Source organism: Pseudoalteromonas sp. APC 3250 (assembly GCF_030407915.1).
GTDB classification, from domain to species: domain Bacteria; phylum Pseudomonadota; class Gammaproteobacteria; order Enterobacterales; family Alteromonadaceae; genus Pseudoalteromonas; species Pseudoalteromonas tetraodonis.
This window is the reverse complement of the sequence record NZ_JASDCM010000007.1, coordinates 143429-156328: the sequence shown is the minus strand read 5'-3', so window position 1 is coordinate 156328 and position 12900 is coordinate 143429. Positions and strand designations below refer to the sequence as shown.

Sequence of the window (12900 nt, the reverse complement as noted above, 5' to 3'; positions counted from 1 at the left end):
AAAGCAAAGTTGGCTGCAACAATAAAAGTATATTAAAGGCTGTTACTCTATCATTAAGCAACAAAAGGACGGATCACCACGCCCTCTTCACCTTTTACTTCTTCCATGACTACATAAGTGCGGCTTTCACTCACATTAGGCAGTTTTAATAATATATCACCGAGCACGCCTCGGTATTCTGACATATCGTTAACCCGGGTTTTTAATAAAAAGTCGAAATTACCCGAAACCAAATGACATTCTATAATTTCTTCGTGCTTTCTAACAGCGGCACTGAACTCTTCAAATACGTCGGGCGATGTTTTGGTAATGGTTACTTCCACATACACAGAAAGCCCTTGACCAAGCTTGGCAGGGTCAACCACAGCTTTGTAGCCTAAAATATACCCCTCTCGTTCGAGCTTTTTCACTCGCTCTAGACAGGGCGTGGCGCTTAGGCCAACTCGTCGGGCCAGTTCAACATTTGACAGGCGGCCATCGAGTTGTAATTCGACTAAAATCTTGCGATCAATACGGTCTAATAAGTTATGCATAGCTTTTTAGTTTTTTATTCTAATAAAATCGATTTAACAGATACTAACACTACAAAGACCTTAAAAAAAGGTGAGACACACTACCCTAGCATGAATATAATAGTGAAAAATTTTTATCCCGTTCTAACAAGGCAAAATTATGATTATTGGTGTACCTAAAGAAATTAAAAACCATGAGTACCGTGTAGGTATGGTTCCTGCGAGTGTTCGCGAACTTGTAAATCACGGCCACCAAGTGATTGTTGAAACTAACGCTGGTATGGGCATTGGTTTTACAGATGATGATTATGTTCAAGCAGGTGCTGAAATTTTAGAAACAGCTGCTGACGTTTTTGCAAAAGCAGAAATGATCATCAAGGTAAAAGAGCCACAAGCTGTTGAACGTGCAATGTTACGTGAAGACCAAATTCTTTTCACTTACCTTCACCTTGCACCGGATCTTCCACAAACTGAAGACCTTGTTAAAAGTAAAGCAATCTGTATTGCTTATGAAACAGTGACTGATGCACGCGGCGGTTTACCACTATTAGCACCAATGAGTGAAGTAGCGGGCCGTATGTCTATTCAAGCAGGTGCACAAGCGCTAGAAAAAGCAAACCACGGTCGTGGTATGTTACTAGGTGGTGTACCAGGCGTTGAGCCAGCTAAAGTTGTTGTTATTGGTGGCGGCATGGTTGGTCGTAGCGCTGCACAAATGGCGGTTGGCTTAGGTGCTGAGGTTGTTGTACTTGACCGTAACATCGACGTACTACGTGCACTAGACGCACAGTTTGGTAACAAAGTTAAAGCTATTTACTCAACAGCTGACGCTCTTGAAAAGCACGTACTAGAAGCTGACCTAGTAATTGGTGGCGTGCTTATCCCAGGTGCTGCTGCACCTAAACTAGTGACTGCTGAACACATTAAAGCAATGAAGCCAGGTGCTGCTATTGTTGATGTTGCGATTGACCAAGGTGGTTGTATTGCAACCTCTAAAGCAACTACGCACGCTGATCCTACTTTCATCGTTGATGAAGTTGTTCACTACTGTGTTGCTAACATGCCTGGTGCTGTTCCACGTACATCTACGTTTGCACTTAATAATGCAACATTACCGTTCATCATTAACCTTGCAAACAAAGGTTACAAAAAAGCACTACTAGATGACGCTCACTTCTTAAAAGGCTTAAACGTAATTAAAGGCCAAGTAACATACAAAGAAGTAGCTGAAGCGTTCAACATGGAATATGTTGACCCACGTACTGCAGTAGAAAACGCGTAACAATAATAGTTACCGCTTATACCTAAGTCATTATTTAGGTATAAGCATTAAAAAAGCAGCTAATTAGCTGCTTTTTTTGTATCTAAATTTTAGGGTCTGTGGTCAACAGACCCTCGTATTATATAAATCGTTTAATAATAAAATCGACTTTTACGCGCTTAGCTTGACCAAGCAGTTTTTTCACCGGCTGCGGGTAATCGTCCATGGTTTCTAAATCATTTGGACCGGTTAAACGACGACAATGCTTTAAAATCTCTTGGCGTTCATTATCAATGTCGCGCATTATCGTTTGCTCAGGATCTTCTATCAGGATGCCATTTTCGATATCGAGCCCCCACGCGCGCGGATTTAGGTTATGCCCGCTAAGTAAATGCACTTTACGGTCGCAGCAAATCCCTTTTAGATGGAACGAGTTACTCTCGTGTTTCCACAGGTATACGTTTAGGTTGCCATTATCTATGTGGCGTTTTTGCGATTTTACAAACTTGTGCAAAATAGTTTCGTATAAATAAGGCAGTGCACCAATTTTACTAAATGGCTCGCTAGGTGGCAGGTAAAAATCGTTTGCGGTTTTATCGCCCACCACAATAGTCACCTGCTTACCTTGCTTTAATAAGCGACGTAAAGAGCGCATTAAAGGCGCTGGAAAATTAAAATACGGCGTGTATAACACCAATTCTTGCTCGGTGGTATCAAATAACGCTTTAATTAAGCGATTGAGCTCGTTATTACGACGGCCTAACCCTAAAAATAAACGAATACCCATTGCATGGGTATTAAACTCTTGCGCATTTTTATAACTTGCCGATTTAAGCTCACGCATAAGTTGCTTTTGTTCAAGCTTAAAGTCAGCCATACGTTTAAGCGGTCGTTGATCAATTCTTGGTACCGCTTCAGAGCTTAATAAAGTTGATTCGATAAAATCGACTACTGAGTCACATAATTCGCTTTGCGATACTAAAAAGTAGCGATCGAGCCGGTATCGGTCGCTATATTGCAAATACACATTATTTAAACTGGCACCGCTGTAGAGCAGTGTGTCGTCAATAACAAAGCCTTTTAAATGCAACACCCCAAACAGTTCTTTTGCCTTTACGGGGACACCATACACTTGAACGTTTGAATTAAATTTTTCTAAATCGTCGCAATATAAGCTTGCATTGCCCTCTGACTTTTCAGCTCCAATTAAACCGCGTTGCGCACGATGAAAATCCACCAATACTTTTATCTCAAGCGCAGGATTAGCTAACGAAGCACTGTGTAGTGCAGCTAATATTTCACGACCCGCTTCATCATCTTGTAAGTAGAGTGTGGTGATATAAATTCGTTTTTTTGCGTTGGCAATTAAATCTAACAATTGCGTACGGTATTCTTGCGCATTGGTTAAGACGTTAACGTCTTTTGAAGTCAACCCAAATGCGGGTTTCTCTTGCCAAAATAACATAGTTGCCTATTCACTTAGGTCACATAATTAAGCAGTGACAAATCAAAATTAGTTAAAAGATAACAAAAAAAATCAGGCTGGTCATGAATAAACGTCGTTTTATTGACTAACAGTCTATTTATTAGTCGAGCACTGCCTATAAGTCATTTACTAGTACACATTAATGAACAGCTTCGGAATTTGCGAAAAAAAATAATCTCATCTTTTATTTACTTCCTGCTTGTTTTTCTTAGAATCGGGCGCATTAAAACCGTATTAAACGTTTAGGAAAAAATCATGACTGAAGCAAAACATTGTAAGTTACTTATTTTAGGTTCGGGCCCTGCAGGCTATACAGCTGCAGTTTACGCTGCACGTGCTAATTTAAACCCTGTTTTAATTACAGGTATTCAACAAGGTGGCCAGCTAACAACCACTACTGAAGTTGAAAACTGGCCTGGCGATGCACACGGTTTAACCGGCCCTGCATTAATGGATCGTATGAAAGAGCATGCAGAACGCTTTGAAACTGAAATTGTGTTCGACCACATCAACAAAGTTGACGTATCTAAGCGCCCTTTCACACTAACCGGTGACCAAGGTACTTACACCTGTGATGCTTTAATCATTGCAACAGGTGCCTCTGCTAAATATTTAGGCTTAGAGTCTGAGACTAATTTCCAAGGTCGCGGCGTTTCAGCTTGTGCAACCTGTGATGGCTTTTTCTATAAAGGTCAAAAAGTAGCGGTTGTTGGCGGTGGTAATACAGCGGTTGAAGAAGCGTTATACCTATCTAACATTGCTGATGAAGTTCATGTTATTCACCGTCGTGATAGTTTCCGTAGTGAAAAGATTCTTGCTGACCGCCTTGCTGAAAAAGCAGCAAACGGTAACGTTGTCATGCACTACAACCGTACACTCGATGAAGTGCTTGGTGACCAAATGGGCGTTACCGGCGTTCGCATTAAAGATGTGGCATCAGATGCTACTGAAGAACTTGATTTAGCGGGTGTGTTTATTGCCATTGGCCATAAGCCAAACACCGATATGTTTGAAGGTCAGCTAGAAATGAAAGACGGCTACTTAGTAGTTGAATCTGGTCTTAACGGTAATGCAACTCAAACAAGTGTGCCAGGCGTATTTGCTGCCGGTGATGTGTCTGATCATATTTACCGTCAAGCTATCACCTCTGCCGGTACTGGCTGTATGGCTGCACTTGATGCAGAACGCTTTTTAGATAACCTATAAGCATACATAGCATACTTTTGGGGCTGAATTTTCAGCCCTTTTTTGTGCCCAAACATTACGCCCGAAATAATTGCACTCGCACCAACATTCACTAGGCTTATAGTTGAAATTAGTCTTATTTATACAATTAATGGCTCAGGTACGATAGGATCTAAGGGTGAGCAACAAATACCGTCAAATTATATAAGTAAAACTAGCTATAATTATCGTCAGGAATAAAAGCTTTATTCATTTAGGCATTACTAGAAACTGTAAAATCAGTTAAAATGCTTAACTTCATATCAAGTAAATTACCGAGAGTTTTCTATGAGTTTGTATACAAAATATATGGAAGAAATCCAAACCCGTAAAACGGAGCTTGGATTAAGCCCACAACCAATCGATAGCGCTGAACTAGTATCAGAAATAATTAATCAAATTAAAGATACTAATAACGAGCACCGTAAAGATTCACTGCATTTCTTTATTTTTAATACTTTACCTGGAACAACCAGTGCTGCGGGCGTTAAAGCACAGTTTCTAAAAGAAATCATTTTAGGTGAAGAGCACGTTGCAGAGATCACTCCAGAATTTGCATTTGAACTGCTTTCACACATGAAAGGCGGCCCATCGATTGAAATGCTAATTGATTTAGCCTTTGCTGATGACGCAAAAATCGCAGCACAAGCTGCAGAAGTACTGAAAACTCAGGTATTCTTATACGATGCAGATATGGAGCGCATTAAAGCGGCCTACGAAGCAGGTAACCCAATTGCTAAAGAATTACTAGAGAGCTTCTCAAAAGCTGAATTCTTCACAAAACTACCTGACATCGAAGAAAAAATCGAAGTAGTAACTTACATTGCTGGTGAAGGCGACATCTCAACTGATTTACTGTCTCCAGGTAACCAAGCACACTCGCGTGCTGACCGTGAATTACACGGTAAGTGCATGATCACTGAAGAAGCACAACAAGAAATTGTTGCCCTTCAAAAGAAACACCCTAACGCTAAAGTAATGCTTATTGCTGAAAAAGGCACCATGGGCGTTGGTTCATCACGTATGTCTGGTGTGAATAACGTAGCACTTTGGGCGGGTAAACAAGCAAGTCCATACGTTCCTTTCATCAACATTGCACCTGTTGTTGCAGGTACTAACGGTATTGCACCAATCTTCTTAACAACGGTTGATGTAACTGGCGGTATTGGTCTTGACCTTAAAAACTGGGTTAAAAAAGTAGATGCAGACGGCAATACAGTAACTGATGCAAATGGTGATGCAGTGCTTGAAGAAGCCTACTCTGTTGCTACTGGTACTGTGCTAACAATCAATACTAAAGAGAAAAAACTTTATAACGGTGATAAAGAGCTTGTTGATATTTCATCAGCATTCACACCGCAAAAAGTTGAATTCATGAAAGCTGGTGGTTCTTACGCTGTAGTATTTGGTAAGAAACTACAAACGTTTGCTGCTGAAACGCTCGGCATTGAAACTCCTCTTGTGTATGCACCTTCAAAAGAAATTTCACATGAAGGCCAAGGCTTAACAGCGGTTGAAAAAATCTTTAACCGTAATGCGGTAGGTGTTCTATCTGATACACCACTTCATGCAGGCTCAAACGTTCGCGTTAAAGTGAACATCGTTGGTTCGCAAGATACAACCGGTCCAATGACAGCACAAGAATTAGAAGCGATGGCGGCTTCAACGATTTCACCACTTGTTGATGGTGCTTATCAGTCTGGTTGTCACACTGCATCAGTATGGGATAGCAAAGCACAAGCTAACATTCCTAAACTAATGGCGTTTATGAATAAGTTTGGTTTGATCACTGCACGTGACCCGAAAGGCGTTTACCATGCAATGACTGACGTTATTCACAAAGTATTGAACGACATTACAATTGATGATCGCGCTATCATCATCGGTGGTGACTCGCATACTCGTATGTCTAAAGGCGTTGCCTTTGGTGCCGATTCAGGTACTGTTGCTGTTGCACTTGCAACCGGTGAATCAGCGATGCCGATTCCTGATTCAGTTAAAGTGACGTTTAAAGGCAAAATGGCTAAGCACATGGATTTCCGCGACGTTGTACATGCAACGCAAGCGCAAATGCTTAAGCAATTTGGTGGCGAAAACGTATTCCAAGGTCGTATCATTGAAGTGCATATTGGTACCCTAATGGCTGACCAAGCGTTTACTTTCACTGACTGGACTGCAGAAATGAAAGCGAAAGCGTCAATCTGTATTTCAAATGATGAAACGCTAATTAAGTCAATTGAACTTGCTAAATCACGTATCCAAATCATGATCAACAAAGGTATGGATAACGAAGCGCAAACGCTACAAGGTCTAATCGACTTAGCTGACAAACGTATTGCAGGTATTCAATCTGGTGAAGAGCCAGCACTTTCTCCAGACGACAACGCTAAATACCACGCAGAAGTTGTGGTTGATTTGGACCAAATCGTTGAGCCAATGATTGCCGATCCAGACGTGAACAACGATGATGTTTCTAAGCGTTATACTCACGATGTGATCCGCCCTGTTTCTTTTTACAACGACAAACCTGTTGATTTAGGTTTCGTTGGTTCGTGTATGGTTCACAAAGGCGATATGAAAATTATTGCTCATATGCTGCGTAACCTAGAAAAGAAAAACGGTTCTATCTCATTCAAAGCACCATTAGTTGTTGCGCCACCAACATACAACATTGTTGATGAGCTTAAAGCGGAAGGCGACTGGGATATTCTTGCTAAATACGCAGGTTTTGAATTTGACGATGAAAAACCAAAAACAGCGGCACGTACTAAGTATGAAAATATCCTATACCTAGAACGCCCTGGTTGTAACTTATGTATGGGTAACCAAGAAAAAGCAGAACCTGGTGACACTGTTATCGCAACATCAACTCGTCTGTTCCAAGGCCGTGTAGTAGCCGATACATCTGAGAAAAAAGGTGAGTCACTACTAGGTTCTACGCCGGTTGTAGTACTTTCTACTGTACTTGGTCGTTTCCCGACTATCGAAGAGTATAAGTCTGCGGTTGAAGGTATTGACCTTACCTCGTTTACACCTGTTGAAGAAGCAATGACAACTAAGTTCAACGCTGGACAAGCAGTACCTGTAAAAGTGGTTAGCTAATCCATTAGTTAACACTTTTTAAGCTAATAATTAAAAGCGCGTTTTAAACGCGCTTTTTTTTTGCCTAACAAAAATAGCGCTTAGAAAGTAAGTCCTATGCAGTGACACAATAATTTGTGGTTTGTGATTTTAAAGCAACAGGTTACACTTTATCTTGACCATGCAGTTATTCAATCGGTGTTATGACTAAACAACTCTATCAACTCGCTCAAAGCCACTTTGCTTTTCCTGATCCCAACCTTGCATTAGATGATCCCGATGGTTTACTTGCCATTGGTGGATGCTTATCGGTAACGCGATTAAAAAATGCCTACAGCCAAGGTATTTTTCCGTGGTTTAGTGAGCACGAGCCAATTATGTGGTGGTCGCCTAGTGAGCGCGGTATTGTTGAGCTAAATGATTTTCATGTTAGTAAAAGCCTACGAAAACATTTAAAAAAGCACCCGGTCACCGTAACCATAAACCATGCCTTTGAAGAAGTGATAGAAGCATGTCGCGATCAGCGTATTGATACCGATGGCACCTGGATCACCCCACAAATGCAACAGGCGTACATTAATGCCCATCACCATGGCCTTGCTCATAGTTTAGAAGTTTGGCGCGAGGGAGAGCTTGCAGGTGGCTTATATGGCATCATGCAAACCGGTGTTTTTTGTGGTGAATCAATGTTTCATCATCAAACAAATTGCTCCAAACTGGCTATGTGGGCGCTAGTTAATTGGCTTAAACGCCATAATGCGCATTTTATTGATTGCCAATTAGAAAACCCTTATTTAATGTCGTTAGGTGCTAGCGTGGTTTCGCGTGAAGAATTTTTAACTAAACTTAATAAAGCACAGTGTTACACCCCAGCTGCCAGCATGTGGCAGCCACAGGAGCTAATCGCGATATATGAATGAACAACTTCCAGCTCGTATAGGCCTAAGCCAACCGTTTGAATGCAGTTATTTACCTGATCGCCAAGAGCAACTGCTGGTGATACTCGACCCAAGTTGTTATAGCAGCAACAAGTTTGAGTCGTTATTAGGATTAGGCTTTCGTCGCAGTGGTAACCAAATTTACCGTCCGCACTGCCCTATTTGCAGCGCGTGTAGTTCTGTGCGCGTTTTAGCTGATGAGTTTATGCCGACAAAATCGCAAAAACGTAAACTTAACAAAGCAAAAAACCGCTTTGAGGTAAAATATTCTCAAGTTGAACGCGAACAATACTATCCACTTTACAGTAAATACATTAGCTTGCGCCACCAAGACGGTAGTATGTATCCACCTGATAAATCACAATTTCAAAGCTTTTTGTTTTGTAGTTGGTTAACCATTACTTTTATAGAGCTTTGGGATCAAGATAACTTAGTGGCTGTTGCTGTAACTGATTGTATGGACAACGCTATTTCGGCAATTTATACATTTTTTGACCCTGACTATGAGCACTTTAGTTTAGGCACTGTAATGATATTACAGCAACTTAAATTTGCTAAACTACAACAAAAACAATTTGTTTATTTAGGCTATCAAATAGATGAATGCGACAAAATGAACTATAAAACGCAGTTTTTACCTGCTCAAAAACAGTGCAATGACCAGTGGCTGGCTATTTAATTTACAAAAATAGCCCCTGCGCCTTTACTTATTGGCGTATTTTGGGCAAAATCTGCAGCGTTTAACTATTAAAGAGGTGTTACGCTAAACATGGCGAAAGAAGACGTAATCGAAATGCAAGGGACAGTCCTTGATACTTTACCAAATACAATGTTCCGAGTTGAGCTAGAAAATGGTCACGTAGTTGTGGCTCATATTTCAGGTAAAATGCGCAAAAACTATATCCGTATTTTAACCGGCGATAAAGTAACGGTAGAAATGACTCCTTACGATTTATCGAAAGGTCGTATCGTATTCCGTGCTCGCTAAGTAAGTGCGTAAACGAGATTTAGTTTTTGGCTAGTGCAAACTAGCTTTAAGCGTTTATTAAATGTAATTAATGGATACTCGCCAGTAATTACATTTAATAAACAAAAAACCCAGCCTTTGCTGGGTTTTTTGTTGTCTATTTCTTAGGCAAATAAAAAAGCCTGCGCAAAGCAGGCTTTTGTATAACGACCATTAGGCTGGGGTTAAATCACTTTCGTAATCAAAACGCAGCTTTTTATCTTTAACCGATACTTTTACCGTACCGCCAGAAATTAGCTCACCAAACAATATTTCGTTTGCCAATTGCTTTTTAAGGTCTTCCTGAATAACACGTGCCATAGGACGTGCGCCCATTGCTTTGTCATAGCCTTTGTCAGCCAACCATTCACGTGCTTTAGACGTCAGCTCAAGATTAACTGATTTCTTGTCTAGTTGCGCTTGAAGCTCCACAACAAACTTATCAACCACTTGTAAAATAACTTCTTTATCGAGGTGATTAAACCAAATAATGTTATCTAAGCGGTTTCTAAATTCTGGTGAAAATACTTTATTAATTTCACCCATTGCATCGTGCGTATGGTCTTGCTCACTAAAGCCAATCGACTTACGTGTGGTTTCTTGCACGCCGGCATTAGTGGTCATCACGACTACGACGTTTCTAAAGTCGGCTTTACGACCATTATTATCAGTTAGCGTACCGTGATCCATAACTTGCAATAAAATGTTGTAGATATCTGGATGGGCTTTTTCAATCTCATCCAAAAGTACAACAGCGTGTGGATTTTTAATGACCGCTTCTGTTAGTAAGCCGCCTTGTTCAAAACCAACATAACCCGGAGGCGCACCAATTAAACGGCTCACCGCATGGCGCTCAACATATTCAGACATATCAAAACGAATAAACTCAACGCCCATACACTTAGCTAGTTGCTTGGTAACCTCAGTTTTACCGACCCCCGTTGGGCCTGCAAATAAGAACGAACCAACCGGTTTGTTCTCATTCGCTAAACCTGAACGCGACAAACGAATGGCAGAAGTTAATGCATCAATAGACTGATCTTGCCCAAACACTAACATTTTTAAGTTACGGTCTAAGTTTTTCAGCGTTTCTTTATCAGACGATGATACATTTTGTGGCGGGATACGCGCCATTTTTGACACAATCAGCTCGATATCAGAAACACCAATCGTTTTTTTACGTTTAGAGGTAGGTAACAAGCGTTGGCTTGCACCCGCTTCATCAATAACATCAATCGCTTTATCAGGCAGATGACGTTCGTTAATGTACTTAGCGCTAAGCTCGGCTGCCGCCTTCAACGCTTTTTGCGTGTAACGAATACCATGGTGTGCTTCATAACGCTCTTTTAAGCCGTTAAGAATTTTAGTGGTGTCTTCCACACTGGGCTCAAGCACATCAATTTTTTGAAAGCGACGTACCAAGGCACGGTCTTTCTCAAAAATATTTTTGTACTCACCATAAGTGGTAGAACCCATACACCGTAATTGTCCACTGGAAAGTAGCGGTTTAATTAAGTTTGAGGCATCCATTACCCCACCCGATGCAGCACCTGCACCGATAATGGTATGAATTTCATCTATAAATAAAATAGAGCCTGGTTTAGCTTGCAGCTCTTTTAATAAGCTTTTAAAGCGCTTCTCAAAATCGCCTCGGTATTTAGTACCGGCAAGCAAAGCGCCCATATCTAATGAGTAAACAACCGCATCAGCAATAACTTCAGGCACTTGTTCGTTAACAATTCGATACGCTAAACCCTCAGCGATGGCGGTTTTACCCACGCCGGCTTCACCAACCAGTAATGGGTTGTTCTTTTTACGACGACACAACACCTGTACGGTGCGTTCTACTTCGCTGTCGCGACCAACTAGAGGGTCAATGTTGCCCTCTTTGGCTTGTATGTTGAGATTAGTGGTGAAGCTGTCGAGCTTACTCGCTTCTTCACTGGCAACTTCTTGCACTTCTTCATGTATATCGTCAGTATCATCGCCTAATTCGTCGTCACCTTTGGCAATCCCATGAGAAATAAAATTAACAATATCAAGGCGAGAAATATCATTCTTTTTAAGTAAATAAACTGCTTGGCTTTCTTGCTCAGAAAAAATAGCCACCAGCACATTTACACCAGTCACTTCATTTTTTCCCGAAGATTGCACATGAAATACCGCGCGCTGTAATACACGCTGAAAACCAAGCGTTGGTTGAGTTTCGCGTTCTTCTTCTAAATCAGGAATAACCGGTGTGGTTTCATCAATAAATTCAAGTAACTCTGTTTTTAATCCAGAAATGTCAACACCACACGCATTAAGCGCTTCTCCAGCTGATGGATTATCGAGTAGAGCTAATAAAAGATGCTCTACGGTCATAAACTCATGACGACGTGTACGCGCTTCACGAAACGCGGTGTTCAAAGTTAGTTCTAAGTCTTTATTTAGCATTGGCAACCCCTTACAGAGATAATAATTTTATACCGCACTTCAAAGATGAAAGTTCACCTTTGTGGTATTTATTCCTGCTCACAACTACATAGCAGTGGATGCTCGTTATCCCTTGAGTAGCGGTTAACTTGCTCAGCCTTGGTATGTGCTACATCGGCGCTGTAAACACCACAAATGCCCTTACCTTGCTGATGTATTTGCAGCATCACATCAGTTGCTCTATCGCTATCCATATTAAAAAACGTCATCAAGATCTCAATTACAAAATCCATCGGCGTGTAATCATCGTTGTTTAACACAACTTTATATTTTCGCGGTGGCTGCAACTTTTGCTTTTCACTATCGCGAACGGTGTCGATAACACCAGAATCTTTCATACCACTCATAATTAAATATAGTCTTGTCTTTGTAACTCAAGCAAACTTGAATAAAAAAATAAATAAAATGTTAAAAAATAACCCAAAACACTTGACTGGTTGCTTAAATAAACTACAGTCAAATGGTGATTGATTAAACCTTAGTCAGTCTAGCAAACAATACAGTTTAGGATAACTAAATTAGTCAACTTATAGAAGGATGTAGAAGTATGGCTTGTGGTAAAGTCAAATGGTTCAACAACGCCAAAGGTTTTGGTTTCATCGTAGAAGACGGTTGCGAGAACGACATTTTTGCTCATTACTCCACTATTGTAATGGACGGATACAAGACGCTTAAAGCTGGTCAAGATGTTACCTTCGAATTACAACAAGGCCCTAAAGGTCTACACGCTACTAATATAGCCCCTAACGGCGATATTTTAGAGTGATTGTAAATATGAGACTAAAGCGAGCGACCTATTTAGATCCTCGCTTAATTCCCTAAAACCCCTAACCACTTCTATATTAATTGCTTCATTGTTCGTTAATTCAACCCCACTCCTTGATTTTATTTTATCTACCCCAATAATTTCATTATTA

The 12900-nt window shown here is 40.7% G+C and carries 11 protein-coding genes; 7 read left to right on the top strand and 4 right to left on the bottom strand.

Annotated features, from left to right (window positions below; all coding sequences use genetic code 11):
• Positions 1-53: 53 nt before the first annotated feature.
• Positions 54-533: a leucine-responsive transcriptional regulator Lrp gene (gene lrp / locus QL986_RS09815; protein ID WP_008110073.1), complete on the bottom strand. Its 480-nt coding sequence runs from the start codon at positions 531-533 to the stop codon at positions 54-56.
• Positions 534-672: 139 nt separating this feature from the next.
• Here lrp and ald point away from each other — a divergent pair, with 139 nt between their 5' ends.
• A complete protein-coding gene (gene ald, locus QL986_RS09810; RefSeq protein ID WP_013464758.1) occupies positions 673-1794 on the top strand; it encodes an alanine dehydrogenase in 1122 nt (373 codons plus the stop codon).
• Positions 1795-1912: 118 nt separating this feature from the next.
• Here the strand turns inward: ald and pssA are convergent, their stop codons facing one another.
• Positions 1913-3238, bottom strand: a complete 1326-nt coding sequence (gene pssA / locus QL986_RS09805; protein ID WP_028835872.1) for a CDP-diacylglycerol--serine O-phosphatidyltransferase — start codon at positions 3236-3238, stop codon at positions 1913-1915.
• 276 nt (positions 3239-3514) lie between these two features.
• Between pssA and trxB the strand changes: the two genes are divergently transcribed.
• From trxB to infA, 5 genes are all read left to right on the top strand, one after another.
• Positions 3515-4465 (top strand): thioredoxin-disulfide reductase, encoded by a 951-nt coding sequence (trxB, locus tag QL986_RS09800; protein ID WP_008110078.1) that lies wholly within the window; start codon positions 3515-3517, stop codon positions 4463-4465.
• 306 nt (positions 4466-4771) lie between these two features.
• Positions 4772-7585 (top strand): bifunctional aconitate hydratase 2/2-methylisocitrate dehydratase, encoded by a 2814-nt coding sequence (locus QL986_RS09795; protein WP_128583633.1) that lies wholly within the window; start codon positions 4772-4774, stop codon positions 7583-7585.
• 182 nt (positions 7586-7767) lie between these two features.
• Positions 7768-8484, top strand: coding sequence for a leucyl/phenylalanyl-tRNA--protein transferase (gene aat, locus QL986_RS09790; RefSeq protein ID WP_128583634.1), 717 nt, complete (start codon positions 7768-7770; stop codon positions 8482-8484).
• Positions 8477-9181 (top strand): arginyltransferase, encoded by a 705-nt coding sequence (locus QL986_RS09785; protein ID WP_013464754.1) that lies wholly within the window; start codon positions 8477-8479, stop codon positions 9179-9181. The genes aat and QL986_RS09785 overlap by 8 nt, the downstream gene beginning before the upstream one ends.
• Positions 9182-9271: 90 nt before the next feature.
• The gene (gene infA, locus QL986_RS09780) at positions 9272-9490 is read left to right on the top strand and encodes a translation initiation factor IF-1 (RefSeq protein WP_002962494.1); all 219 of its coding nucleotides are present in this window, start codon (positions 9272-9274) and stop codon (positions 9488-9490) included.
• Between the two features lie 192 nt (positions 9491-9682).
• Here infA and clpA read toward each other — a convergent pair whose 3' ends face one another.
• Entirely contained in the window at positions 9683-11944 is a 2262-nt protein-coding gene (gene clpA / locus QL986_RS09775) for an ATP-dependent Clp protease ATP-binding subunit ClpA (protein WP_016899877.1), read from the bottom strand.
• A 68-nt stretch (positions 11945-12012) separates the two neighbouring features.
• Positions 12013-12321 (bottom strand): ATP-dependent Clp protease adapter ClpS, encoded by a 309-nt coding sequence (clpS, locus tag QL986_RS09770; protein WP_008110102.1) that lies wholly within the window; start codon positions 12319-12321, stop codon positions 12013-12015.
• A gap of 209 nt (positions 12322-12530) precedes the next feature.
• Here clpS and cspD point away from each other — a divergent pair, with 209 nt between their 5' ends.
• Entirely contained in the window at positions 12531-12749 is a 219-nt protein-coding gene (cspD, locus tag QL986_RS09765; protein WP_013464751.1) for a cold shock domain-containing protein CspD, read from the top strand.
• The last annotated feature ends 151 nt before the right edge of the window (positions 12750-12900 follow it).

Excerpts from the sequence above, each read along its gene's own strand:
- lrp (WP_008110073.1), bottom strand. The coding sequence starts at position 533 with ATGCATAACTTATTAGACCGTATTGATCGCAAGATTTTAGTCGAATTA.
- ald (WP_013464758.1), top strand. The coding sequence starts at position 673 with ATGATTATTGGTGTACCTAAAGAAATTAAAAACCATGAGTACCGTGTA.
- pssA (WP_028835872.1), bottom strand. The coding sequence starts at position 3,238 with ATGTTATTTTGGCAAGAGAAACCCGCATTTGGGTTGACTTCAAAAGAC.
- trxB (WP_008110078.1), top strand. The coding sequence starts at position 3,515 with ATGACTGAAGCAAAACATTGTAAGTTACTTATTTTAGGTTCGGGCCCT.
- QL986_RS09795 (WP_128583633.1), top strand. The coding sequence starts at position 4,772 with ATGAGTTTGTATACAAAATATATGGAAGAAATCCAAACCCGTAAAACG.
- aat (WP_128583634.1), top strand. The coding sequence starts at position 7,768 with ATGACTAAACAACTCTATCAACTCGCTCAAAGCCACTTTGCTTTTCCT.
- QL986_RS09785 (WP_013464754.1), top strand. The coding sequence starts at position 8,477 with ATGAATGAACAACTTCCAGCTCGTATAGGCCTAAGCCAACCGTTTGAA.
- infA (WP_002962494.1), top strand. The coding sequence starts at position 9,272 with ATGGCGAAAGAAGACGTAATCGAAATGCAAGGGACAGTCCTTGATACT.
- clpA (WP_016899877.1), bottom strand. The coding sequence starts at position 11,944 with ATGCTAAATAAAGACTTAGAACTAACTTTGAACACCGCGTTTCGTGAA.
- clpS (WP_008110102.1), bottom strand. The coding sequence starts at position 12,321 with ATGAAAGATTCTGGTGTTATCGACACCGTTCGCGATAGTGAAAAGCAA.
- cspD (WP_013464751.1), top strand. The coding sequence starts at position 12,531 with ATGGCTTGTGGTAAAGTCAAATGGTTCAACAACGCCAAAGGTTTTGGT.